We start from the raw sequence: 24,873 nt of genomic DNA, 5'->3' as shown, positions 1-24,873 counted from the left end.
AAGCCCGCTTTTAGTCGGCCTTCCTTTAGCTTCTCATCAATCTTGACTTCTCGTAGAAAGGGGATCGAAATTCGCTCACATTGAGCCCATGAGCTAAACCAAGCCACTTTCAAAAACGTATCCATCATGTAATAGTTACCCAAAAAATAATCGAGTAGAGGGAAAAGTTAAGTAACTTTTTCGCCCCTCTCACACCACCGTACGTACGGTTCCGTATACGGCGGTTCAATAGTTTGAGTGTACGAACTGGTATTGTAGAGCGATGTCTTTATATCCTCTTGATACCAGTTCTTTGTCTGTTAATGAACGATGAAGTACATAGCTACCAGATATAGCCCAGTAGCCTTTTCTTGTATTCGACCATTCATAAGCTTTATGTTTATCGATACCTAAGCGAATTAGATTTTCTCTTTTCGTGCGTTGGTTTTTCCATTGCTTCCAGATATATTGTCTAATCCTTCGCTTCAACCAGCCATTGAGATTCTTCATAAATCCTTTCATTTCCCCTATGCCATAGTAGTTTATCCACCCTGTCATAAGTTGCTGGATTTCTTTTAGAATCACTTCAAGATTCCGTCCACGATTGCGTTTGGTGATTCGCTTGAGTTTCTCTTGGACGGTCACTTTCGCTTTGTTATGAGGACGAATTTTAACCCCATTCTTCGTGGCTAATAGACAGAAGCCAAGAAACTTCTGTTTCAAAGGGCTTCCAACCGCACTCTTTTCTCGGTTAACGGTTAGACTCAAATCTCTCTCAAGAAAGGTAGTAATATTATCCATTACTCGATATCCTGCTCTTTTACTTTTCACATAGATATTACAATCATCTGCGTAACGAACGAATCGATGACCACGCTTTTCTAATAGTTGGTCTAGTTCATTTAAATAGATATTACTGAGTAACGGAGATAGGTTTCCGCCTTGCGGCGTTCCTTGTTCTGATTTTTCGAAGATACCGTTAATCATAATTCCACTTAACAAGTATCGTCTTATCAAGTGAAGCACTCGCTTATCAGATATCCGTTTTTCCACGAAGTACATGAGTTTGTCATGATTTACCGTATCGAAGTAGGATTTCATATCCAGGTCCACTACATATTTGTACCCTTGTTCGTAGTACGATTTTGCCCGTATGATGGCATGATGCGCACTACGTTTTGGACGAAACCCAAAACTATTATCGGAGAACGTTGGTTCAAATATTGGTTGTAACACTTGGTTGATAGCTTGTTGAAGCATCCGGTCGATGACTGTGGGAATCCCCAGTTTCCTCTTTCCACCATCTGGTTTCGGAATTTCAACCCGCAGAACGGGTTGCGGTTTATACTTTCCTTGACGTAACTGGGTTAATAATTCCTCCTTGTGTTCCTTCAAGTATGGGAGTAGCTGGTCGTACGTCATACCGTCGACCCCTGCTGCTCCCTTATTTCTGACTACTTGAAGGTAAGCTTGATTTAAGTTGTTCCTTGATAGGATTCTTTCAAACAGATTGGATACACCATTTTGATTGTTCTGTTCACCATGAAAGGTACTATGCGCTTCAACATACCCTTCATGTTCCACACTATCTCTCTGCCGATAGCCAGATTCTCCTGTTTTCTGCAGTTGTCGCACCTTCCACACCTCCTAGTGCTTTCAAAATTTCTATTGTTCGATCCTTCATGTTTCGTCAGCTAACATTACTATGACCTCTGCTGACTTCTTGTGATTCACCAAAACGTCACCACTTTGGTTGTGCTGGTTCGTTATCAATCAACTCCCACTGCACCCTCACAAGACCTCCCCCGGTAAGAACGAAAACTTTCCTCCCATGTAACTGTTAGATTTACTGTATAGGTTTCGGGCAGTATTGGACTTTATCTTGTCACGCAGATTTATCCGACCTAATTCAGCCTTCTATCTAATTTCTGTTCGTCAGTTCAGGAGTTTGCGTCCAGCTTCCTTCAGCCACTACCTCACGATAGCCACCTTGCCTTCCGCTAACAGTTCCTACTGCCAAGCCTGTAGTGGACTTTCACCACCAAGTTTTCGCCCATGCAGGGCGCACGTAAAAAACAGCTAATGCTTTAAAAGCACTAGCTGTTTTCTTCTAATAAGGAACGTCCCATGATAGATACACGTCTTGTGTTTTGCAAATCTTTCAATGAAGCTGCTCCGATTCCAAACATCGCCATTTTCAGTTCGAGTTCTATTTGATCCATATTGTGAATAACGGCTTCAGTCGATTCGGTAGCCGCCTGAAGTAACTGTCGGGCAAATCCAATTATATTTGCACCAATGGTTATAGCTTTTGCAGCATCCACTCCGGTTTTCATTCCTCCACTTGCTACAAGCGGAACATGAGGCAGCTTATTTCTTACAGATACAATACAATCCTTCGTTGGCAATCCCCAATTATTAAACGCTTCTGCAGCAGCTTTTCGAAGGGGGTCTTGTGATCGCAACTTTTCAACTTGGCTCCAAGAAGTTCCACCGGCACCTGCAACATCAATATAAGTAACACCTGCATCATACAACTGCTTCGCTACAACTCCATCAATCCCAAAGCCAACCTCCTTTGCACCAACCGGAACATGTAAATCATGACAAATTTGTTCAATTTTAGGTAACAGATCAGAAAAATTCAAATCTCCACCGTCTTGAACTGCTTCTTGCAAGCTGTTTAAGTGTAAGACTAACGAATCTGCTCCCGTCATATCCACGATACGCTTAGCCTCTTCAACACCATAACCGTAATTTAATTGTACTGCTCCAAGGTTTGCTATTAATGGCACAGTTGGAGCTTGCTTACGAATTAAAAAAGAATCTTTATGCGCATCGCTCTCTAGTAATGCCCGAGTTGATCCTAATGCAACAGCCCAACCTTTTTCTTCAGCGGCAAGTGCCAAATTCTGATTAATTTTCGTGGCGAGCTCAGATCCGCCAGTCATAGAGCTGACTAAAAACGGGGCTTGAAGTGATTTATTTAAAAAGCTTGTATTTATCTGAATCTCATTGAAATCTAATTCAGGAAGTGCATTATGTATAAAAGAAATGCCTTCTAAGCCTGTTGATTTGTTAACACCTTCTACATTTTCAGTTAAACAAAGCTGTATATGCTCCGTTTTTCTACGGTTGATTCCCTCTTCCATGCTCTAACCTCCCATTAGATCTTAAGTCTTATCATAACACAACTTATTCTTAATTCTTACTGATACGATTTTAGTTAAATAACAGCATGTGCTTCAGCTAGTTTTATGTGTATAATAATTGGTATACCTTTATGTAATGGGCTTTTTTATCACGGGAAAACGAAGTAGAATCCATAAGGTATTCGAAAAAATCACTTCTTTAATCGATGTGCTGTTTTTAATTTTATTGTTTGCGGCTTAGGCTTCGTTGTTTATTTTTTCATATATCTCACCACTTACGTTACGATATAAGGATCTTTTGATAACCATTCATTTAGACAAAAGCTAATTAACACGATCTCATCAAAATCAGGAGGGATTTTATATGTTACAAAAAGCGAAGGAATTTGCAACAATTGCTCATCGTGGTCAGAGGCGAAAAACTTCTAACCTTCCCTATATTACCCATCCGATCCGTGTTGCCAAAATACTTGAAGAAGCGGGTTGCAGTGATGAAGTAATTTGTGCAGGCTATTTACATGATGTCGTGGAAGATACCTGCTATACGATAAAGGATATAGAAGCCCATTTTGGTGAACAAATTGCTTCCATTGTTCAAGCACATACCGAAGATAAATCGCTAACGTGGCAAGAACGTAAACAACATACGATATCTCTTGTGAAATCTGCTAATCAAGAAATAAAGCAATTAATTGTTGCAGATAAGCTAGATAACTTATTAAGTATTGAAGAAGATTTAAACACTTATGGGGACATGGTATGGAGTAACTTCAGTGCTCCCTATGAAAAACAAAAATGGTATTACCACTCTATTGCAGATAATATGTATCATGGTCTTTCAGCAAATGAAATCCCAGCGTATTTTAAGACGTATGAAAAAGCAGTAGCCCGCGTTTTTGGAAATACTAACTAAAACGCATATGCTAAAAGCTCATTCATTTTTTGAATAACTTTTGCATCCCAATGAATAAATGTATTTTCTTATACGTATTTATGGTATTATTACTCATAAACTCTCCTTATAATTAGGGATTTGAGCAAGGACTACCATACCCCTAATTATAAGTTTTTTATACGTTTTTATAAATTGAATTTCACATTATTCATAGTATTCTTATAGTTTTTAGTTAACTTTTGCTTAAAAAGTTTATATAACGCTAGTGTATTTCCAAGACAATTAAAAAATCTGCCTCTATATGCTATCCACACTAGAGACAGACTTTTTATACTATTATCTTATATTCAATTCACTTGGTTCTGGACCAGTTCGTTCATAGCGATCTAACGCTTTAATTGCTTCCATATCCTCTGGAGTTAGCTCAAAATCAAACACAGCAAAATTTTGTTCCATTCTTGATGGAGTAACGGATTTTGGAATCACAATATGATTTGATTGCAAATGCCAACGTAACACTACTTGAGCTGGGGTTCGTCGATATTTTTCTGCAATTTTGGTAATGACTGGATCTTGAAGTACTTTGCCACCTTGCATTAGTGGACTCCAAGCCTCCAAGTAAATATGGTGCTGATCACAAAAATCTTTTAACTCGTTTTGCTGCAAATACGGGTGACACTCTACTTGATTTACTACAGGAACAATTTCACATTCTCCAATAATCCGCTCTAGATGCTCAACATTAAAATTGCACACGCCTATTGCTCTTACCCGACCATCCTTATAGAGCTTTTCCAAGGCTTGATACGTTTCTACATATTGATCATATTCAGGAGTTGGCCAGTGGATAAGATAAAGATCTACATATGTCAATCCGAGCTTCTCTAAGCTTTCTTCATATGCTTGAAGCGTATTCTCATAACCTTGATCCGTGTTCCACACTTTTGTTGTAATGAACAACTCTTCTCGTGGAACATTACTATTTGCAATTGCCTTACCTACACCTTGCTCATTTTCATAAATTTTTGCTGTATCAATTGAACGATAGCCTACTTCAATTGCTTTTTCTACTGCTGTTGTAGCCTCTTCATTTGGCACTTGCCAAACCCCAAAACCCAGTTGCGGCATTTTTAACCCATTATTCAGTGTAATATACTCCATCATTTAGCCCCTTTCCATCAGAATACTTTTATATTATCACAGCTCTTCCTGGTTGAAAAAATAAACATGAGATAGCTACTCATTTACCCCATTGCTGTCTGGCATACGTATAGTTCCCTTCAAAGCGCGTCAGCTGACTATTATGAAGCAAATACGTTACTGGAAATAATCGATCTAGAAAATAGCGGTCATGAGATACACAAATGATTGTTCCTGCAAACTGTTCTAGAGCTTCCTCAAGTACTTCCTTAGATTCAATATCGAGATGATTAGTCGGTTCATCTAAAATAAGTAAGTTGTGATTTTGATAAACTAATTCAGCTAATCGCAGGCGCATCTTTTCACCACCACTTAATTGTCCAACCTTCCGAAACACACTTACACCAAAAAACAAAAATTTAGCAAGTATTCCTCTTGCTTCTCCTTCTGTAACTTGGACATGCTCACGAAACTCAGCTAAAACTGTTCGTTTCCCATCCATTTCCTGTAAATGCTGTGTTAGAAAGCCAATGGACAAATTACTTCCTAATTGTATACTTCCTTTATCCGGCTTGAGGGTACCTAAAATCAGTTTTAGAAGTGTAGACTTTCCAGTACCGTTTTCTCCAAATATAGCAATTCGCTCTTGAAAGCGAACATGCAAATTTATGTTGTCAAATAATATTTTATCTTGCATCCTTTTTGATACATTCTCAAGCTTGACGACATCTTTTCCACTACGCGAATGGATTCGAAAATCAACATCGATACGCTTACTTTCTAAAATTGGCCGTTTTAATACCGTTATTCTAGCTAATGCTTTTTCCATACTTTTCGCTCGTCGATGTAACCCATCATTCGGTGGATTGGCTTGATTGGCCCATTCTTTTAATCGTTTAATGGTTTCCTTCATCTTTTTTATTTTCTTCTGTTGATCCTGGTATTGTTGGAATTCCTGAAGCAAACGTTCCTCTCGTTCGTGAACAAAGTTTGTATAATTTGTATTATATTTTTGTAAACTCCCTTGATCGAGTTCCAAGATGGCAGAAACTGTATCATCGAGAAAATATCGGTCATGCGAAACAATTACAACTGTACCGTTGTATTGTTGAATAAAATCTGTTAGCCATTCAATTGCTCTAAAATCAAGGTGATTGGTAGGCTCATCTAATAAAAGCAGATCAGGAGCAGTTAATAGTAATTGAGCAAGCCCTACCTTTGTTCTTTCACCGCCGCTGAGGTTTTTCCACACTTTTGCTCTTAGGCTGTTTATTTGTAGACCATCCATTACCCGACGTACACGTGCATCCATTTCATAACCGCCTTGATCTTGAAATTCTTGTTGAATAATGGCATACGTATCAACCAACTTCATCAGCTTTTGGGAATCTGTTTCCTCCGCTAATCTTTTTTCCAATCGCTCTATTTCGGATTTTAATTGATTGAGTTTAGTAAAAGCTTGTAATAATAATGTCTCCACCGTTATTTCAGGCCCTACAATGGGGGTTTGTTCCAAGAGTCCGATCGTTAAATTCTTTTTCCATGTAATCACTCCTTTAGCTGGTTTTGTTTTATTGGCAAGCAATTGCAATAATGTCGTCTTACCTTCTCCGTTTCTTCCGATAACTCCTATTCGCTCACCTTGAGTTATTTCGATTGTTATATTTTCAAATATACTATTTGCCCCGATTATTTGTGTAACCTGTTGTATACTAGAAACTATCATTTTCTCTTCCTCCAAATCAGAAGAGACATTCGCATGCCTTTGGCTCAGGCAACCGCCTAGTTGCACTTATAATTTAGAACATTAAAATCTTATATTTTTCTAATGTACATAGAAAAAGACGTAAGAGGAGATTCCCCTTACGTCTTTCAAATTAGCATAACAAAGTATTAGCATTTTAAAGAATCAATAACATATTATATGCTTATCCGATTGTAGGCAGATGTCTCTTACTGGTATTTTTTCCATTATTTTGAAATCGCTAAGGGCATACGTATCCCTAGGAACAATTTTCCGGAAAAAATTGCATAACAAATCCAAAGATATGTTTCGAACTTCGTTATGCCACCAGTTTGATTCATCTAACCCACCTCCTTTTTATAATTATAAACAGTTTAACCAAAAACAGATCAACCGTCAAGAACTGATCTGTTTTATCTAGAAGTCAAAAAAGGTTCTGCAAATGAAATAATGATCCTCTATCTTACAGAATTTATAATCCTCACTCCCAATTCATTGAAGTGAAGCTTCATTCAATAGGAGTTTTCCTCCATCTCCTACCGAATAAGTTGAACAAAGGCTAGATCTTGGATGTTTGAAAAACTGCAGTGTATTGCTTTCGAATCTTTTCTTGTCTTGTTGCCCCGAACAAATTGTGAATTTAGATGCGTCATCTCCCACTAAGATTTCTTTTGTATTGCTTTCAACTCTTGAAGCGGGAGTCTTACGTTACCTTACATCTCGGAATAAAATTGGTTTTTATAGGCTTCTATCGTAATCTTCAATCCTTCTTTATAAGGGGTCTTTGGTAAAGGTCCAATCCATTTTGTATACTTTTCTCCACTTAAAATAACAGGTTGTTCATTTAAATACTGCATTTCTACAAATTCTCTCATCTGTCTATCGTATATTCCTAAAAACCTTAGCAGATTTGTAGTTACTATCGATACCTTCTTCTTAAACTCAGTTAATTCACGAATTTGGGTTATCAGTTCGTTACCTGAAATCGGGTGTGATGCTGGTATATTCCAATTTTGGCCATAGGCATCATCTCTTAGTGATAATTCTACTAATGCCTTTGCTCCATCTAAGGTAAAAAGATGCTCTCTAGCAATAGCCGGATTACCTATAAACTGAGCTCGCTTATTTTGTACGACAGAACGTAGCGTATAATTTAATTGGGTATTTTCTGCATGAGGTCCGTAAAAATCAGGGAAATGCGTAATAACATAAGAAACTCCAGAGTTTTTAATACATTTTTCTACTTGCAACCGCAGCTTACCCTTTTTAGTATGTGGTTGCCTTACCTGGGTTTCTACTACTAGACTTTCACTTTTACCATAAGCGTAGATATTATCTACTACAGCCAATTTAGCCTTAGCAAACTTTGCAGCTCGAATGATGTTTTCTGTAAGCGGAACTAATTTGCTCTCCCATTCTGGGTAAGGTAAATTAATAGCATGAAAAATAATATTCTTATGTTTTACTGCTTCTTCTAAATCCCTTTTATTAAAAACATCTCCCGAATAAATTGTAACTTCTGGATACGCAGCAAACAGTTTTTCTAGTTTACTGTTAGATCTAGCAAAGGCTGTTACTTTTATTCCTCTTTTTATTAACTCCATTACTATGGCGAAACCCATTCCTCCTGAAGCTCCAAGAACTAACGCATTTTTCATCAAATAACCTCCTTTTTATTAACCAATGGTCAATTAAATCCCTGAAAAAATTTAGGCCCGCATCCAAAAAGCGTTAGCCTAATTAGTTAAGAACGATCATAGTTATTGTTTTATCCACTGTAAAAGCAGCTCGACATGATGAGCTGCCATTTTTTCCACATCTATATACTCATTAACATGTCTTAAATAATGTGTTACAAATCCATGTAATGATAAAAACATCGACCATATTGTATTAATCGATAACCTTTTTTCACTCCATTGGGCAACTAAATTAGCAAATTTCTGATAGGTTTTTATCGGCCCTTCAGTTGAAAATGCTCGTACCTCGTCATCTTTTATAAGAAACATAATTTCATAGTGACTTTGATGAGTCAATCCAAACTTAATGTAATCCTTCATCAGCATGCGAAGCTTTTCTTCTTGAGATAGCTCAAGATATTGTATTGCACACATTCTCTCTTGAAGCAGTTGGAAATGCTTTTCAACTAATGCATAAAAAAGCTCAGCTTTATTTTTGAAGTGGTAATACAAAGAGCCATGACTATAATTTAATTTCGCTGCAATTTGCCTCATTGTAACAAGTTTATATCCTTTCTCAACGAAGAGCTCATTAGCCGCATCCATTATCATCTCACGAGTAAGTTCTTTAGCCACTGCTTTTCTAGCAGACATAGTAAACCTCCATTTAATTAACCATTGTTCAATTAATATTACAATGCTTTTTAATAACTGTCAATTAATTTTCACAAGTAAAATCTATCGATAGTAGCCGGCGGTTTCCTTTTATCCCGATAAATATGATTCCATTAATGGGACCCATAGCGAAAATGTTTGTAAAATATAAAGAAGATAAAAAAGAAGAAATGGGCACCTCAAGGACTATATAGTATGCTTTCTGTCATGCCAGCTTACCAAGGGAAACAATTCGAACACAATTTCATTCGTATGGTTGAAGATGAAGCAATAGAGAAAAAATCTTCCAAATTCTTAACTATTCCATTGTTTATTTGTTCATCTTGTAATAGGAAACTAATAATTCCCCCTATTACCACTGCAATAACTTTTTTATCCCTACCGGTTGCGTTACGAATCTTTGTCACCTTATAAATTCCTCACTATCAGTTTTGATGATGTGTTCCCCGAAGGTAAGATTATTTTTGATTCCTCTGTATTTTACGCTTTAAGCTTATAACAGAAAATGTTACGTACTTCGGATTACTTAATTTTTAGACCTAATAACGAAGCAAATTGTATCGCTTGAGACGTTGATACTATACATCCTTTTAAATTCTCTATGGAAACAGTTAAAGAATCAAAATCGCATGAGCTTATATCAATTCCTTTTAATGATGTCTCTTCAAAGCTTGCGCCATTAAGATTGCATGAAAGAAATTCTACTTTTTTGAGCTTACAGTCAAAAAGATCAGTGCTTTCTAACGCAGCCTCATCAAAAATCACCTTTTCAAGTTTTGAGTTACCAAACATAACCATATTAAGAATTGATTCCCCAAATCTTGTATTACCGATGTAAGACTCTGTTAGGTTGCTGCCTAGCAACTTACAATTAAGAAACTCAACTCGATTCATGGAGGCATTACCCAAATTAGCATTGGATAAATCACAATTCTCAAAGCGCACATCGGTAAGATCAATTCGGCTAAAGTCGGTATTAACAAAGCTGCAGTTTTTGATAACCGTTTGATAAAGTCGTAATCTATCTATGGACTCGTTATTAAATTGAGAATCTGTAACAAGGCACACTTCAAATTCTGGATCTTCTTCATAATATATATCTGTAAATTTCCTCTCTGTTAGATTTTCAGGGATCTTGGGGGTGTCAATTCTCATTGTATACCTACCTACTTTCAAAGAATTTAATTGATTTATAAAGTCTCTAGATACAAATATAAAGGAACCTATGTTCTCTTTCAAGACTTGATTTTTATGCATTTTATGATACATGGAGACAAGACACTCATATTGAGTAGGATTCACCTTATCGGACGGAAGATTCACTATTGTCGTCGATTCTATATGTCCTTTTTCTATTCTTCGCCATCAAAGTAATAATCCCTATAAAATTCCATGAATTGTTTTAAATTTGTTACATAGTAGGAGATTGCTTTTACTGAATCTTTTCTTGATTGGTTTACCTTGTAGTTTGCTGAACAGCCTCTACCAACCTATACTCACTCATTAGTAAACTATTGGCTTTGTTGCCAAATAATTTCTCCACACTGCTCCCAATGATCTATTTTTACATCAAAATAATGCTTGGTATAGAAATACTCTAATCGACGGACGTGATCAAAATCGCGCTCGACAATATCGCCTGTAATATACTGTTTATTTTCATCACGAGCTATTTCTTTTAAATGCTCCATTAAAACGGAGCCGAAGCCCTTATTTTCTATTCCTTTGATATTGTTAATATGAATGGTTGTCTCTGATTTATATTCTGCTTCAATTGCTGAGTCCCACTTTCCGCGATAGGGTTTTGTACATTCATGAAGCATTATTTGAAAAGAATCAGCTTGCCAGTTTGCATACACAATTACCCAATTCTCATCTTTTGTTTGATTAATACTTATAATGGAGGACTTTTTAGCTATAGCCTTTACATTTTCCTGCATACGATACAATTGAATCTCTAACGCATCGAGTTTTTGTTTCAGTTCTGGCTCTCCATCCTTTTCTGCGATGAAAGCAGATTTATACATATTTATCACCTACAATTTTTAATTTAAAAAGGTTGTTCAAATATACCTATGTTAGCTCGTTCCCCGTTGTCCATGTGACTCATCCAATACACTTTTTTCTCCTTGAACACATACTTAAACACACAGTTTCCCATTCTACATGATTGATGGTATATGCTGCAAATGTAAAAAAATTAGCAATAATCACTTTAACTTTTAGTAATTTAGACCGATATGTAAAAAAAGCCCTGTTTTTAGGTAAAGGCAATACAACCTACTTTTTGCGATTGCTTTAGATAGAAAATTTATCTATTTTTGGGGGGATACCATGAATAAAACAAACGAAAAAAAGCTTGTTTTTAAGAGAAAGGAGGCGAGAATTAATTTGCAGAAAATTCTTTTCAAATGGAGAAATGTCCGGATTAATAAAAAGTATTTATCTATATTCTTTTTTACTATTGCTTTACTAATTACATCAGCCCTTATTGTATATATACAATTAAAAGATGGTCAGCGGGACATTAATACCGTTAATGAATTAAGCAATCAATCCAACCAAATGTCGCAATTAGCTATCCTTATTCAAGCAAAGGATGTACAATCTGCAGATTATTTAGTAACAAAAAACGAGAAATATTTTACCGCCTTTCAAGAATATCAAAAAGACTTCGATGAATTAGCAGCTAAATTAGATAAAACAATTAAGACAAAGGATCAGCGCCTTATTTTTGACGAAATTAAAGTAAAAAACGAATCTATTGATGAGGCGTTTTTAAATCGAATGGTGCCATCCATTGAAGAAGGTAATGTGGAATTAGCAAATACTTTAAGGCATTATTCAACGAGACTGCGAAATGATACGCTAGATCTTGTTAATAGACTATTAGAAAAAATGCAGGAAGAACAGGCAAGCGCTCTAGGTGAAGCACAAACGAGCTCAAATAATAGTGTATACATATTAGCAATTACAAACTTATTAGCCTTAGCTATCGGTATTCCCATTATGATTCTTATTAGTCGTGGTATTACGTCTAGGCTGCAGCAGATTGTTCAATTAACCTCAGACGTAGCAGACGGAAACTTAAACACAACAGATATTGAAGTAGAAGGAAAAGATGAAATTGGACAGCTTGCTCAATCGGTTCAGCAAATGAAGGAGCGAATCAGAGAGATTATTCAAAACGTCCAAATTGCAGCGACCTCTGTGGCATCACAAAGTGATCAATTAAATAAATCAGCTAACGAAGTAAAAGAAAGCAATGTGCAAATAGCTGCAACAATGGAGCAGCTAGCAGGTGGTACCGAATCACAGGCAACAAGTGCCAATCAATTGTCGGAGAATATGAATGAATTTGTCGAAAACGTTCGGATCTCCGAAACTAGAGGGATAGAAGTAATGAAAAACGCTAATAACGTACAACATTTAACAGCAGAAAGCACACGATTAATGGAGCGATCTGTAACGCAAATGAATCAGATTGACATTATCGTAGAAAATGCTGTAGATCAAGTACAAGGACTAGATAGACAATCCGCACAAATTTCTAAACTAGTAAAAGTTATTAAAGATATATCAGACCAAACTAATTTATTATCACTTAATGCTACCATTGAAGCGGCCCGCGCAGGTGAGTATGGCAGAGGCTTTGCAGTTGTAGCTGATGAAGTAAGAAGTTTATCCGAACAAGTTGCTAATTCTGTTGGTGAAATAACATCCATTGTAGAGCGGATTCAATCTGAGACGAGTGAAGTGGTTACCTCACTTCATCGTGGCTATGATGAAGTGAAAACAGGGAAGGAGCAAATTGAAGAGACTGGTGATAACTTCCAAAATATGAATAAAGCGATAACGGATATGACGGGTAAAATGAAGGAAATTGCCATTAAGCTCAAAGAAAATAGAGAGAGCAGTGCAGTAATGGACAAGCTAATTAAAGAAATTGCTTCCATATCTCAGGAATCTGCTGCAGGCGTTGAGCAAGTAGCTGCATCAACTCAGCAAACAGCAAGCACCATGGAACAGGTTTCCTACAATACACATGAATTAGCGGATTTAGCAGAAAAACTGAACAAGCAAGTAAATGTCTTTAAACTATAGCAAAAAATCTACCTTTTTGATATCTAATGGGCACAAGTGCAAGCGCCGGTTACCGACATACAACCCGGAGATTCAGTAAAACTTCATTCCGTGAAACTTTTTTTCTTTATCCCCTACTGGAAGAAGGACAAAGGCAATAATCAGAACGTCCTTGGAAAAAAGACCGTTTTTCAAGGACGTTGCCATCTTAGTAAAACTCAGTTATTTCTCTCTTCGTTTGAACATCGGCTTTCATGTAAACACCATATTTTTTACTAAATCTGAGCAACTTCTACGTTAAAATTTATAACTTCTTACCGTATAAAAAACAATCCTTTGTATGGTCATTGACCATTCCTGTAGCTTGCATAAATGCATAACAAATAGTCGGACCAACAAATTGAAAGCTACGTCGCTTTAAATCTTTACTCATTTGTTCCGATTCTTTTGTGAATGCAGGTACATCTTCATGAGCTTCCCAATGGTTAATCATCGGCTTTTCGCCAACAAACGACCAAATATACGTATGAAAGTTACCAAATTCCTTTTGAACTTCTAAAAAGGATTGAGCATTTTTAACAAATGCATTTATCTTTCTGCGATTTCGAATAATTCCTTTATTTTGCATAAGCTCCGTTATGTTTTTCTCGCTATACTTGCTTATAATAGTTGGATCAAATTGATCAAATGCCTTTACATAGTTTTCTCTACGTTTTAAGATGGTTATCCAGCTTAATCCTGCCTGTGCTCCTTCTAAACATAGCATTTCAAACAGTTTTTGATCATCATACTCTGGTCTTCCCCATTCACAGTCATGGTACTGTATATAGATCGGATCATCCGTTACCCATTTACATCTCTTTTTATTCATTATTCCTCTTCACCAACTGCAACCTCATTATCCTCATAGGAAATCCAATCACTAAAACTTCCGGGATAAAGTTTTACATTTCTATAGCCAAGCATTTTTAAAGCTAAAATATTAGGACAAGCTGAAATACCTGAACCACAGGAAACAATAATTTCATCATCTTTTGGTAAGTCAGCAAAATGCTTTTGTAATTCTTCTTCCGATTTCCAGCTCCCGTCTGATCCCAGTACACCTTTCCAAAAGAAATTTTTTGCTCCTGGTATATGACCGGCTCGTGCATATAATAGTTCCGATTCTCCTAAATAACGTTCTTTGGCACGTGAATCAACCAATACCGCTGTTTTATTTTTCAGTTTCTGCTTCACTTCTTCCATAGTAACTGTTAGATTGTTTCTAATCTCTGGGTGAAACTCTTTCGCACTTAACTCCGGTATATGATCCGTCGTTTCATTCCCTTCCTCTTTCCAACGAGCATATCCCCCGTCTAAGACATAGACTTTATCATGACCTAAATAATGCAGTAACCACCATGCTCTTGCAGCAAACATATCATTATTCTCATCATAAATAACAACTGTTGTGTTCTGATCAATTCCCATTCTTCCTAATTTAAATGAAAGTGCGTTTACATCTGGTAAAGGATGGTTCCCCCCATGCATTTCTTTTTTTCCAGACAAATCCTTCTCTATATCTATAAAAATCGCACCGGGAATATGATCTTGCTGATAAGCTTTTCTCCCTGCGTCTGGATCCATTAAATCAAAACGCACATCCATAATGACGGTATTACCTTGCTCATTATGCAAATAATTTTTTAAGCGATTAATTGAAATGATATAAGACAATTGTTTCCCTCCAATGTGATTTACTGATTAACCTACTGCATTACTTCCTTGAACGCGTATATTATTTATTTTAAATGAAGTAAAGCTTAATTCCCACCCTTTCTTTAAAAGAAAGTAAACAGAACATATCGGTACATACTTAAAACAAAAATTCATAAAGTCGGAACAGAACGGTACGAAGTAGAATCTAAACTACAGAACTCGGAACAGATTTATTTTAAACTTAAGTTCACTTAGAAAACGTTTGAAATTAAGTTATAATAAAGGAAGACTTCATTCCGTGGAATGCTTTTTACACGGATTGTTAGTACCGCAAGGGTATGACCTAAAGGCCCTTGAACGAATCGGGCATTTAGGTGCCGTTTTCTATCACTCAGAACCTTTTGTACCAACTCAGGATCTTGAAGGGGGGTATCTTACGGCACCTTACATGCGGGATAATCGATTACAGAACTGCTTCACCTGTAATATACGATCAATTAAAACGATTAGGAGATGAAAGTAAAATGAAAGAAGCATTGATTGAAAGGTTCACAACTTATGTGAAAATCGATACACAATCTGATGAAAGCAATCAAGCTACCCCTTCAACACCAGGACAGCTTGAACTGTTAAATCTATTAGTAAAAGAACTTAGAGAAATTGGTATGGTGGATGTTACCATGGATGATTATGGTTATGTGATGGCAACGCTTCCTGCAAATACAAATGCAGATATTCCGACAATTGGCTTTTTAGCTCATGTCGATACAGCTACCGATTTTACAGGAAAAAATGTCAATCCAAAAATCATCGAAAGTTTTGATGGTAACGATATTGTTTTGAATAAAGATCTAAATATTGTATTGTCTGCGAAAAATTTCCCAGAGCTTGCTACATACAAAGGTCATACATTGATTACTACCGATGGCACTACATTACTTGGCGCTGATGATAAAGCTGGAGTAGCTGAAATTGTAACAGCGATGGACTTTCTGATCAAGCATCCGGAAATAAAGCACGGAAAAATTCGAGTCGGCTTTACACCAGATGAAGAAATTGGTAGAGGTCCACATAAATTCGATGTAAAACGATTTGGTGCTAGCTATGCATATACCATTGATGGTGGACCGCTTGGAGAATTGCAATATGAAAGCTTTAATGCAGCCGCCGCTAAAGTAACATTTACAGGAAATAGTGTACACCCTGGAACAGCAAAAGATAAAATGGTTAACGCCGGGAAAATGGCAGCAGAATTTATCAGCAAATTTCCAGAGCAGGAAGCACCAGAGCATACAGAAGGCTATGAAGGATTTTATCATCTCACTTCTGTAAATGGTGATGTGGAAAATGCTAATGTAAGCTACATTATCCGTGATTTTGATAAGACTGCTTTTCAAAATAGAAAAGACACGGTTAAACAATTTGTTAACGAATTAAAAGAAAAATACGGTGATGAAGCAGTTAAACTTGAATTGAAAGACCAATATTATAATATGCGGGAGAAAATTGAACCTGTAAAAGAGATTGTAGCTATTGCTTATCAGGCGATGAAAAATCTTGATATCGAACCGATTGTTGAACCAATTCGCGGAGGTACAGATGGTTCACAGCTGTCGTACATGGGACTTCCTACTCCAAATATTTTTACAGGCGGAGAAAACTTCCACGGAAAATATGAATACGTTTCTGTAGATAATATGGAAAAAGCTACAAGAACAATCATCGAAATTTGTAAGCTATTTGCCGAGCGAAGTTAATATTTTATAAAGAGACTAACTGTATAAAGTAAATAGCTGTAATGAATTTATATAGTTAGTCTCATATCAATCACATAAAATATCTGTACATTTATGCTTTTTGTTTATCTACAGAATCTTTATAGTGATGATTCGTACGATACAAATAATCATGGGTTCCATATCCTGTTATATTTCCATTCTCCAAAACTAATATCTTATCAGCACGCTTTACCGTGGATAATCGATGCGCAATCATAAATACGCCTATTTTATTTTGAGCTAGAGAAATCAATGTATGTTGTAACAGATATTCTGATTCACTATCTAAATTTGCTGTAACTTCATCTAATAAAATAAATTTTGATTTACGTAATAAAGCTCTAGCAATTGCAATTCTTTGTTTTTGACCACCCGATAAAAAATCACCAAATTCACCCACATGCGTATTATAGCCATGAGGAAAATTCATGATAAATTTATGGGCATTTGCTTTCTTTGTTGCTTCTATTAACTCTTCCATCGATACCTTCTCTTGCAATCCATAAAGTAAATTATCTTTAATAGTACCGTAAAACAAAGGAAAATCTTGCGGCACATAACTAAATACTTTTCGCCAAGAACTTATATCAATATCTTGATAAGACTTATTATTTAACATCATATCTCCACTTGAAGGAGGATAGAATCGCTCGATCAGACTAAAAATCGTTGACTTTCCTGATCCACTAGGTCCTACTAATGCCACTATTTCCCCTGTTTCTAGTGAAAATGATATATTATGTAAAATCTTTTGGTTTTCATCATAAGTAAAAGAAACATTTTTAAAATCTAATCTTGAAGTTTCACTATGAATAGGTAATAAAGAGTGTTTATTTATTTGATTGTCTATTTCATCTTTTTCTCTTAAAACTTCTAAAATTCTCTTCATTGAACCTTTAGCTTCCTGATAATCTGTTATAAATATATTCATCGCAAAAAAAGGGGTTACCACTTGAACCAAGTAGATAATAAAAGCTACTAATTCTCCCATAGAAATCGATCCATTGCTAACTCTCCATGCTCCAAGTCCCACGATTACAATCAATACAGTAAAGGAGAATAAACCCAATAATGGTGTTATAACTGAATTTAATATAGATGACTTTATCCCTAGTTTATACAAATGTTGGAATTTATTTTCACCTTTATTCTTTTCAATATCCTCCGCGTTAAAAGCCTTCACCATTTTTATATCTTTTAAGATTCCAGAAGAAAATGATGTTAAGTCTGCTATCCTTTCCTGCTCCTTGTATGAAATGCTAAAAATTTTTTCTCCTAAAGGATAAATGATAAATATTGAAAACGGAACAAGCACAACAAGGATTAAAGTTAAATAGCTATCTAAATAAAATAAAATAATTAGAGAAACAATAAGAGTTATTATTGATTCAAATAAGTCAACTAAGCTATGAGTCATAACATCCACTATTGCTATCGTATCATTTGTTAATCTGCTTACTAATTCACCAGAACGATTTTTTTGATGAAATTTTAATGGTAATTTAAGAATTTTGTCCCATATTTTTTCCCGTAGTTTTAAAATTATTTTTTCAGCTACCCGCGATAATAAAAAAGTGGAAACAGCAGAAAGTATAGTGCTAACAGTTAATAGTACAATCCCAATAGTAATCAATCTATAATCAATATATTTTTCTAAGTTATCCATGATTATCATTACAAACAAAGGTATAATTAAACTTAATACACTACTTATCGCTGTAATAATAAAAGGAATTAATAATGATCTTTTAGACATATTTATAATTTGCCAAACATACAAAATCGAGTATGAATTATTTTTTTTATTAATTCTAATCTCCCCCCCCTTTAGTTAAATAAACAAATTATTTTCTATTTCTGCTTTTTCCAGAAGACCTCTCCATTGATTACGTTCGTCCCTATGCTCTATGTATTTTTCTTTGCCCCAATTATAGATTAATGCGTAAACTTACTCTGTTAAAACAACAGCTTTATTTATATCTAGCACACATCTTTTAACAATTTCATAGACTCTTTAAACTATAATTAGCCGCTTCCCTTTTGGCAATTTATAGAATGTCTCAAGCACTGTTTAACTTATTAAACACTTACTATCTTTAACCCAGTAATTCGCTACTTTATAGACCTCTTTATGGTTATTATGACAAACTTTTCGCACGCCCCTTTAGTACTATCTGGATTAACCATTACGTTACCTTAATTCTAACCAGCGATCACGATTTATGTATTGTTCTTGTTTATCAAATTAACTCTTATTTACTGCAACCAGCTCACGAAAAGCGGATGATAGTCATCTCTTTCCTGTTGTATGTCACTTTTAATTCATGTTCCCCCTTGCCTATAGATTTGTTGAGTCGCTACTAAAAAATCATAGATTACTAGGGAAAAAAGTGCAAGGGTTTTTTGCCTCTATTCCATATCGCTCTAGGCGTCAAGGGACTTCAATCTTTAACAAAAAGGCTACTGGCCACTTTTATTTAATTGTATAAAAAATTGAAAATTAAGCTATTTATTCAATCAATAACCAAAAATTTGAAGCTCATAATACCTCGTTAGTTGGTTTATATTAAATTTAAAGCTAAAAAAGGTATTTATGTTTGCAAAAATAAAACAAAGAATAAAAAGGATAATGAATGGGGAAAAGTTTTACCTTCCTATTCCCCAACAAAAACTTAAAGCGTTCCAAAGCAATATATTGCACATACATACAATAAACTAGATATGAAGCTTTTTCCTATCCAATAGACCAAAAAAATCAGACAATCTTCTTTGTCTGATTTTTATTTAACCAATCATCAATTTGCTGATCCAAGAAACGAATCCGATCTAAAGCTTCATCATCACGAATGACCTTATAATGATGCTTACCCCCAACTTCCTCATCGGTTTCATCTGCCAGATGAACAACCTGCTGCAACGGTAGTAATTTCAGATCACCTTTTGGTAAATAGGAATCTGTATGAAGCAATATCGCTATCGCTATTTCTTTAGCTGCCTCAGGATCCTCCCCCATGCGAATTAATAATTTGTGCGCACGACTTGCTCCTTTAATCGCATGTATATCATTTTTCTTGTATAAGTCATAATCCCATTTGCCGTCCCGATACCATGTGTAATGACCGACATCGTGTAATAGTGCAGCTTTTGCAGCGTGATCGGGGTTCACATTATACTCTTTCGCCAACTTGAAAGCATTCTCTGCAACAGCAATAGCATGAGCCATGCCTGATCGTTTTAAATAGCGCTGTGTAATTGGGTGTAAAAATACTGTTTCTAAGGTTACTTTTCTCATTTTTTCTTCTCTCCTTTCCTTCCATATTTATCTAGTTATCAAAACGTTCGATCATTTCTTCGTTATCGTTCATACATGTGTAGTATATATTTAGATAAATTTATAAAACTATAGCATACATGCTAAATAAGTTGCAATAGAAATTTTCCATATGGTTAAAATTAAATATTTACTAGGTGAACTATAAATAAAGAGCCCAATTTGTCAGGAACCATACATACGGTATTTAGGAATAACAAGAGAAGCTTTTCAAGGAAACACCTTAAAACGTATAGGTGGCATAGGTTTCCAAGTAAATTAGTTTCTAGCGACTTTTTGCTCTCCCTCCTACTCTCCGTAAAAATCGGTTTCTAACTTTCACAAAATCGTCATATTCAATCTAAATATTGATTGTTTTTGAATGTTTTTTAACGATTTTGATTGATTTATGTAAGCGGTTCGTATATGATAAAGACGAAACCAAGCTTGGAGTGATATATTTTATGTTAACAGCAGAGAGACATTCTATAATTATACAATTATTAAACGAGAAACATTCTATTAAAATCCAAGATATTATTAAAGCAACTGCAGCTTCTGAGTCAACGATTCGGCGCGATTTAACAGACCTGGAAGCTCAAGGAAAACTAGTGCGAATTCACGGAGGCGCTATCTTACCTGAACGAAAACTACAGGAGTTCAGCCTAAAAGAAAAATCAACCAAAAACCTTCACGAAAAAACAAAAATTGCACAACTGGCAGCCTGTCTCGTTGATGAAGGGGATTGTTTGTTTATTGATGCCGGAACAACAACACTCCAACTAATTCCTTACTTAAAAGATAAAGATATTGTTGTTGTAACAAATGGGCTTTCTCATGTAGAAGCATTGATCAAACATGGAATACCCACTTACATTACCGGTGGACATATAAAGGCAAAAACAGGAGCATTAATTGGCGCACAAACCGTCCAATCCATTAGCAATTACCGCTTTGATAAATGCTTTTTAGGCGTTAATGGTTTTCATATAGAGTTAGGATATACGACACCTGACCCTGAAGAGGCAATGGTGAAAAAAACCGCCCACCGACACGCCTTACAAACATTTGTCCTAGCTGACCATTCAAAGAAAAATAAAGTTAGTTTTGCCAAAATTATTAGCTTACAGGAGGCGGCTTTACTAACCGACAAGCTTTCTTTAGAAGAAATAGAACAATTTGAAAAACAAACAACCTTAAAGGTGGCAAATAAATGATTTACACATGCACAATGACACCATCCGTTGATTACACAACTTATCTTCCCTCCTTTCAAGCAGGGACACTTAATCGGGCAAATCAGGTGAACTATTACCCTGGAGGAAAAGGAATAAATGTATCCAGAGTGCTTAAACGTTTCGGGATTACCTCTACTGCACTTGGGTTTATCGGAGGATTTACCGGAGACTATATTGCCCAAAAACTCGAAGAAGAAGGGATTCTTACGGAGTTTATTCAAACAAATGAAACAACACGAATTAATGTAAAAATTAAAGCATCGTCAGCAACAGAATTAAACGGACCAGCACCAATTATTTCGAAAAAACTACAGCATGAGCTACTAGCCAAAATAAATAGCTTTGAAGAAAATGATTGGTTTGTCTTAGCAGGTAGTATTCCTAACTCCATCACTCCTGATTTTTTAGAAGTGATTGCTGGAACATGCAAGCAAGCTGGAGTCCGTTTTGTTGCCGATACTTCGGGAAAGGCATTACAACAGCTGATTAAATTAAAACCATATTTGATTAAACCAAATGAACACGAACTTGGTGAATTGTTCCATACAACAATCACAACAACAGAACAAGCTATCCATTATGGTAAAAAATTAATAGCAGAAGGCATTCAGCATGTCATTATCTCTTTAGGAAGTAAAGGGGCTATTTACATTTCCAATGATATTATTGCAATTGCTGATCCATTACAAGGAGAGGTTATTAATACAGTCGGAGCTGGCGATTCCATGGTCGCTGGTTTTATCGCCGCAGATTCGTCACAAAAAAATAAAATAGACGCTTTTCGCTATGCGGTGGCTGCTGGTAGTGCAACAGCTTTCAGTAATGATTTATGTGAAAAATCATTAGTTGAATCATTAGTCCAACATGTAACAATTAGTCCATATTCTAATTAGGAAGTGAGTCAGAATGAAAATAACGGAATTACTAAAAGAAGAAACCATTTTACTTGATCTAGAAGCTTCTTCTAAGCAGGAAGTAATCGATGAATTAATTAACCAGCTGGATCAAGCCGGACGATTAACGGATAAAGCAGTCTTTCGTGAAGCAATCTTACAACGAGAACAACAAAGCACGACAGGAATTGGCGAAGGTATTGCTATCCCTCATGCGAAATCACACGCTGTTAAAACACCAAGTATTGCGTTTGGTCGATCAGCTTCAGGAATTGCCTATGACTCCTTAGATGGGAAACCTGCTTATTTGTTTTTTATGATTGCAGCAAGTGAAGGAGCCAATAATGAACATTTACAAGCATTATCACGGCTATCTACATTACTTATGGATGAACAGTTTCGTTCTAAACTAGTTAATGCCAGCAATGTAGCGCAAATACTGGAAGCTGTGAATCAAAAGGAAGCAGAATTAGATAAAAGAAACAGTGAAAAAACGAGACAAGCAGCCAGTAATATATTAGCTGTAACTGGATGTCCAACTGGTATCGCCCATACGTATATGGCTGCAGAAAAACTGTCAGAAACCGCAAAAGATATGGGTATCTCTATTAAAGTAGAAACAAATGGCTCTGATGGTGTTAAAAACCGATTAACCGAAGAAGAAATCGAAAAGGCAGATACAATTATCGTTGCTGCTGATACAAAAGTTGAGATGGGCCGCTTTAATGGAAAGCCAGTTATCCAAGTTCCTGTGGGAAAAGCCATTCATGAAGCAAAGGATTTATTACAACGAGCTATTCAAAAGGATGCTCCGATTTACCGTGCAGAACAAACAAAAGACATTGCAAAAGATAGCGGAATAAAAAATGGTTTTTATAAACACCTCATGAATGGTGTTTCCAATATGTTGCCATTTGTCGTTGGTGGGGGAATTTTAATTGCTCTATCCTTTTTCTGGGGAATTGAGTCCAGTAATCCAGATAGTGAGCAATATAATGCCTTTGCTGCTATGTTAAATGAAATAGGTGGAGGAAAAGCGTTCTTCCTCATGGTTCCTGTACTAGCAGGTTTTATCGCTTCAAGTATCGCTGATCGTCCGGGATTTGCACCTGGTATGGTTGGTGGTTTAATCGCTGTTACCGTTTCCGGTGTAGAAGGAGCTGGCGGATCAGGGTTTTTAGGTGGATTAATTGCTGGTTTTCTTGCTGGTTATATTACATTATTCGTGAAAAAATTATTAACAGGACTGCCGGAAGCATTAAACGGACTAAAACCTGTACTATTCTATCCATTAATCAGTATCGGAGTAACTGGTCTAATTATGATGACCATCAATCCGCCGCTAACGCAAATTTATACAGCTATTTCTTCTTTCTTAGAAGGTATGAGCGGTACGAACCAAGTACTTGTTGGAGTAATTTTAGGTGCCATGATGGCATTTGATCTCGGAGGTCCAGTTAATAAGGCGGCCTATACGTTTGGTATCGCTATGCTCGATGCCGGTAATTACACATTTATTGCCGCTATTATGGCAGCCGGAATGGTACCACCACTCGGTATGGCACTAGCAACGACTCTTTTTAAAAATAAGTTTACGAAAACAGAACGGGAAGCAGGAAAAACTTCCTATGTATTAGGTGCTTGCTTTATCACAGAGGGTGTCATCCCATTTGCTGCAGCTGACCCGACCCGCGTTATCCCATCTGTTATGGCTGGTGCAGCAGTTACCGGCGGACTAAGTATGTTATTTGATATTGGACTGCGCGCTCCTCATGGAGGTTTATTCGTTATTGGCTTCGTTGAAGGCGGCATTACCTCTATCTTTCTCTATTTAGCATCGATTATTGTCGGAGCATTTGTTACTGCACTTCTAGCTGGAGTATGGAAGAAAAAGCTGGTGTAAACACTGGATAGCAGATAATACAATTCATAATCGAAATCACCACGAAACAAGCGGAACAGTGTCAGCTAAGCTGTTCCGTTTTCATCATCTTCTACATAAATCAGAAATGCTCCAACCGGGCTAAATCTATGTAAGCCTTTAAGCATAAGTTACTGAAGTTGTATATCTTAACACAGTAGTTACGCTCCTTATATGTACAGATAATAGAAGATATATGCTTTACCGTTTTAACCAGAATTTTTTGAATCCACCTTTAAAAAGGTTTCGTAATCATAAGGACAATGATAATTAGAAATAAACTATTGATGATACGTTCATAGAAAAATAATTTAGCTGCCAATTGATCGTATTCATCCGGTATCTCCTCTTTTTTATACTCATTTAACATTTTTTTAATTGGCTTTGAACGTGGCGATAAAACAAGGGGGCCAAATGCTAAGGCAACCAAAAATAACAACAAGCTCAACACAAACCACACTTGCGAAAATAGATATGTCCTCAGAAAACCCATCAATAGCCCTGTTAGTAATAGCAAGGTCCCTCCTATCATCACAAACCAATGAAGTCTATCTCTGATAACGTATCCATATCGCAATTCGGTCATCGTTTGAGCTTTTTTAACAGGTAAAACCATGAAAAATCCAGGTCCCATGCCAACTATGGCAGAAAAAATGTGGACAAATACTAAAACATCATAAACAGACAT

20 protein-coding genes are annotated in these 24,873 nt (G+C 36.1%); 6 read left to right on the top strand and 14 right to left on the bottom strand.

The genetic code is table 11. The features are described 5' to 3' along the window. Positions 1 to 225: 225 nt before the first annotated feature. Both ltrA and fni read right to left on the bottom strand, forming a co-directional pair. Positions 226 to 1,614: a group II intron reverse transcriptase/maturase gene (gene ltrA, locus JNUCC74_RS03245; protein ID WP_454065268.1), complete on the bottom strand. Its 1,389-nt coding sequence runs from the start codon at positions 1,612 to 1,614 to the stop codon at positions 226 to 228. Between the two features lie 461 nt (positions 1,615 to 2,075). Then, positions 2,076 to 3,131, bottom strand: a complete 1,056-nt coding sequence (gene fni, locus JNUCC74_RS03240; protein ID WP_454066880.1) for a type 2 isopentenyl-diphosphate Delta-isomerase — start codon at positions 3,129 to 3,131, stop codon at positions 2,076 to 2,078. A gap of 364 nt (positions 3,132 to 3,495) precedes the next feature. Between fni and JNUCC74_RS03235 the strand changes: the two genes are divergently transcribed. Then, complete coding sequence (locus JNUCC74_RS03235; RefSeq protein WP_454066879.1) at positions 3,496 to 4,044, top strand: HD domain-containing protein; 549 nt, start codon at positions 3,496 to 3,498, stop codon at positions 4,042 to 4,044. Between the two features lie 318 nt (positions 4,045 to 4,362). Here JNUCC74_RS03235 and JNUCC74_RS03230 read toward each other — a convergent pair whose 3' ends face one another. From JNUCC74_RS03230 to JNUCC74_RS03200, 7 genes are all read right to left on the bottom strand, one after another. After that, complete coding sequence (locus JNUCC74_RS03230) at positions 4,363 to 5,187, bottom strand: aldo/keto reductase (protein WP_454066878.1); 825 nt, start codon at positions 5,185 to 5,187, stop codon at positions 4,363 to 4,365. Between the two features lie 79 nt (positions 5,188 to 5,266). Then, entirely contained in the window at positions 5,267 to 6,892 is a 1,626-nt protein-coding gene (gene abc-f / locus JNUCC74_RS03225; protein ID WP_454066877.1) for a ribosomal protection-like ABC-F family protein, read from the bottom strand. Between the two features lie 245 nt (positions 6,893 to 7,137). After that, positions 7,138 to 7,251, bottom strand: a complete 114-nt coding sequence (locus JNUCC74_RS03220) for an RAxF-45 family protein (protein ID WP_425445276.1) — start codon at positions 7,249 to 7,251, stop codon at positions 7,138 to 7,140. A gap of 372 nt (positions 7,252 to 7,623) precedes the next feature. Continuing rightward, entirely contained in the window at positions 7,624 to 8,568 is a 945-nt protein-coding gene (locus JNUCC74_RS03215) for an SDR family NAD(P)-dependent oxidoreductase (protein ID WP_454066876.1), read from the bottom strand. 102 nt (positions 8,569 to 8,670) lie between these two features. Continuing rightward, positions 8,671 to 9,243 (bottom strand): TetR/AcrR family transcriptional regulator, encoded by a 573-nt coding sequence (locus JNUCC74_RS03210; RefSeq protein ID WP_077319411.1) that lies wholly within the window; start codon positions 9,241 to 9,243, stop codon positions 8,671 to 8,673. A 543-nt stretch (positions 9,244 to 9,786) separates the two neighbouring features. Continuing rightward, on the bottom strand, positions 9,787 to 10,419 hold the full coding sequence (locus JNUCC74_RS03205) for a pentapeptide repeat-containing protein (RefSeq protein WP_454067822.1): 633 nt from the start codon (positions 10,417 to 10,419) through the stop codon (positions 9,787 to 9,789). Positions 10,420 to 10,775: 356 nt separating this feature from the next. Beyond that, positions 10,776 to 11,291 (bottom strand): hypothetical protein, encoded by a 516-nt coding sequence (locus tag JNUCC74_RS03200; RefSeq protein WP_454066875.1) that lies wholly within the window; start codon positions 11,289 to 11,291, stop codon positions 10,776 to 10,778. A 307-nt stretch (positions 11,292 to 11,598) separates the two neighbouring features. On the opposite strand from JNUCC74_RS03200, the gene JNUCC74_RS03195 reads away from it, so the two are divergent. Further along, on the top strand, positions 11,599 to 13,368 hold the full coding sequence (locus JNUCC74_RS03195; protein ID WP_454066874.1) for a methyl-accepting chemotaxis protein: 1,770 nt from the start codon (positions 11,599 to 11,601) through the stop codon (positions 13,366 to 13,368). Between the two features lie 283 nt (positions 13,369 to 13,651). Here the strand turns inward: JNUCC74_RS03195 and JNUCC74_RS03190 are convergent, their stop codons facing one another. Together JNUCC74_RS03190 and JNUCC74_RS03185 are read right to left on the bottom strand one after the other, a co-directional pair. Further along, positions 13,652 to 14,218: a DNA-3-methyladenine glycosylase I gene (locus JNUCC74_RS03190; RefSeq protein ID WP_454066873.1), complete on the bottom strand. Its 567-nt coding sequence runs from the start codon at positions 14,216 to 14,218 to the stop codon at positions 13,652 to 13,654. Continuing rightward, positions 14,218 to 15,063, bottom strand: a complete 846-nt coding sequence (locus JNUCC74_RS03185) for a sulfurtransferase (protein WP_454066872.1) — start codon at positions 15,061 to 15,063, stop codon at positions 14,218 to 14,220. The genes JNUCC74_RS03190 and JNUCC74_RS03185 overlap by 1 nt, the downstream gene beginning before the upstream one ends. A 506-nt stretch (positions 15,064 to 15,569) precedes the next feature. Between JNUCC74_RS03185 and pepT the strand changes: the two genes are divergently transcribed. Next, complete coding sequence (gene pepT, locus JNUCC74_RS03180) at positions 15,570 to 16,802, top strand: peptidase T (protein ID WP_454066871.1); 1,233 nt, start codon at positions 15,570 to 15,572, stop codon at positions 16,800 to 16,802. Positions 16,803 to 16,893: 91 nt separating this feature from the next. Here pepT and JNUCC74_RS03175 read toward each other — a convergent pair whose 3' ends face one another. Together JNUCC74_RS03175 and JNUCC74_RS03170 are read right to left on the bottom strand one after the other, a co-directional pair. Then, the gene (locus JNUCC74_RS03175) at positions 16,894 to 18,579 is read right to left on the bottom strand and encodes an ABC transporter ATP-binding protein (protein ID WP_454066870.1); all 1,686 of its coding nucleotides are present in this window, start codon (positions 18,577 to 18,579) and stop codon (positions 16,894 to 16,896) included. 999 nt (positions 18,580 to 19,578) lie between these two features. Next, positions 19,579 to 20,115, bottom strand: coding sequence for an HD domain-containing protein (locus JNUCC74_RS03170; RefSeq protein ID WP_077319404.1), 537 nt, complete (start codon positions 20,113 to 20,115; stop codon positions 19,579 to 19,581). 482 nt (positions 20,116 to 20,597) lie between these two features. Here JNUCC74_RS03170 and JNUCC74_RS03165 point away from each other — a divergent pair, with 482 nt between their 5' ends. The 3 genes from JNUCC74_RS03165 to JNUCC74_RS03155 are packed head-to-tail and all read left to right on the top strand — an operon-like array spanning position 20,598 to position 24,167. Beyond that, positions 20,598 to 21,350 carry a DeoR/GlpR family DNA-binding transcription regulator gene (locus JNUCC74_RS03165; protein ID WP_454066869.1) on the top strand — a complete coding sequence of 251 codons (753 nt, stop codon included), beginning with the start codon at positions 20,598 to 20,600 and terminating at the stop codon, positions 21,348 to 21,350. Then, on the top strand, positions 21,347 to 22,264 hold the full coding sequence (pfkB, locus tag JNUCC74_RS03160) for a 1-phosphofructokinase (protein ID WP_454066868.1): 918 nt from the start codon (positions 21,347 to 21,349) through the stop codon (positions 22,262 to 22,264). Before JNUCC74_RS03165 ends, pfkB begins: the two co-directional genes overlap by 4 nt. A gap of 13 nt (positions 22,265 to 22,277) precedes the next feature. Continuing rightward, on the top strand, positions 22,278 to 24,167 hold the full coding sequence (locus tag JNUCC74_RS03155; protein ID WP_454066867.1) for a PTS fructose transporter subunit IIABC: 1,890 nt from the start codon (positions 22,278 to 22,280) through the stop codon (positions 24,165 to 24,167). 253 nt (positions 24,168 to 24,420) lie between these two features. Here the strand turns inward: JNUCC74_RS03155 and JNUCC74_RS03150 are convergent, their stop codons facing one another. Next, positions 24,421 to 24,873 carry a DUF2269 family protein gene (locus tag JNUCC74_RS03150; protein WP_454066866.1) on the bottom strand — a complete coding sequence of 151 codons (453 nt, stop codon included), beginning with the start codon at positions 24,871 to 24,873 and terminating at the stop codon, positions 24,421 to 24,423.

Source organism: Cerasibacillus sp. JNUCC 74 (genome assembly GCF_053667775.1).
Note: the sequence above shows the minus strand (reverse complement) of the source record. Positions and strands in the feature narration are given on the sequence as shown.

Excerpts from the sequence above, each read along its gene's own strand:
- fni (WP_454066880.1), bottom strand. The coding sequence starts at position 3,131 with ATGGAAGAGGGAATCAACCGTAGAAAAACGGAGCATATACAGCTTTGT.
- JNUCC74_RS03235 (WP_454066879.1), top strand. The coding sequence starts at position 3,496 with ATGTTACAAAAAGCGAAGGAATTTGCAACAATTGCTCATCGTGGTCAG.
- JNUCC74_RS03230 (WP_454066878.1), bottom strand. The coding sequence starts at position 5,187 with ATGGAGTATATTACACTGAATAATGGGTTAAAAATGCCGCAACTGGGT.
- abc-f (WP_454066877.1), bottom strand. The coding sequence starts at position 6,892 with ATGATAGTTTCTAGTATACAACAGGTTACACAAATAATCGGGGCAAAT.
- JNUCC74_RS03220 (WP_425445276.1), bottom strand. The coding sequence starts at position 7,251 with ATGAATCAAACTGGTGGCATAACGAAGTTCGAAACATATCTTTGGATT.
- JNUCC74_RS03215 (WP_454066876.1), bottom strand. The coding sequence starts at position 8,568 with ATGAAAAATGCGTTAGTTCTTGGAGCTTCAGGAGGAATGGGTTTCGCC.
- JNUCC74_RS03210 (WP_077319411.1), bottom strand. The coding sequence starts at position 9,243 with ATGTCTGCTAGAAAAGCAGTGGCTAAAGAACTTACTCGTGAGATGATA.
- JNUCC74_RS03205 (WP_454067822.1), bottom strand. The coding sequence starts at position 10,419 with ATGAGAATTGACACCCCCAAGATCCCTGAAAATCTAACAGAGAGGAAA.
- JNUCC74_RS03200 (WP_454066875.1), bottom strand. The coding sequence starts at position 11,291 with ATGTATAAATCTGCTTTCATCGCAGAAAAGGATGGAGAGCCAGAACTG.
- JNUCC74_RS03195 (WP_454066874.1), top strand. The coding sequence starts at position 11,599 with ATGAATAAAACAAACGAAAAAAAGCTTGTTTTTAAGAGAAAGGAGGCG.
- JNUCC74_RS03190 (WP_454066873.1), bottom strand. The coding sequence starts at position 14,218 with ATGAATAAAAAGAGATGTAAATGGGTAACGGATGATCCGATCTATATA.
- pepT (WP_454066871.1), top strand. The coding sequence starts at position 15,570 with ATGAAAGAAGCATTGATTGAAAGGTTCACAACTTATGTGAAAATCGAT.
- JNUCC74_RS03175 (WP_454066870.1), bottom strand. The coding sequence starts at position 18,579 with ATGTCTAAAAGATCATTATTAATTCCTTTTATTATTACAGCGATAAGT.
- JNUCC74_RS03170 (WP_077319404.1), bottom strand. The coding sequence starts at position 20,115 with ATGAGAAAAGTAACCTTAGAAACAGTATTTTTACACCCAATTACACAG.
- JNUCC74_RS03165 (WP_454066869.1), top strand. The coding sequence starts at position 20,598 with ATGTTAACAGCAGAGAGACATTCTATAATTATACAATTATTAAACGAG.
- pfkB (WP_454066868.1), top strand. The coding sequence starts at position 21,347 with ATGATTTACACATGCACAATGACACCATCCGTTGATTACACAACTTAT.
- JNUCC74_RS03155 (WP_454066867.1), top strand. The coding sequence starts at position 22,278 with ATGAAAATAACGGAATTACTAAAAGAAGAAACCATTTTACTTGATCTA.
- JNUCC74_RS03150 (WP_454066866.1), bottom strand. The coding sequence starts at position 24,873 with ATGTCTGTTTATGATGTTTTAGTATTTGTCCACATTTTTTCTGCCATA.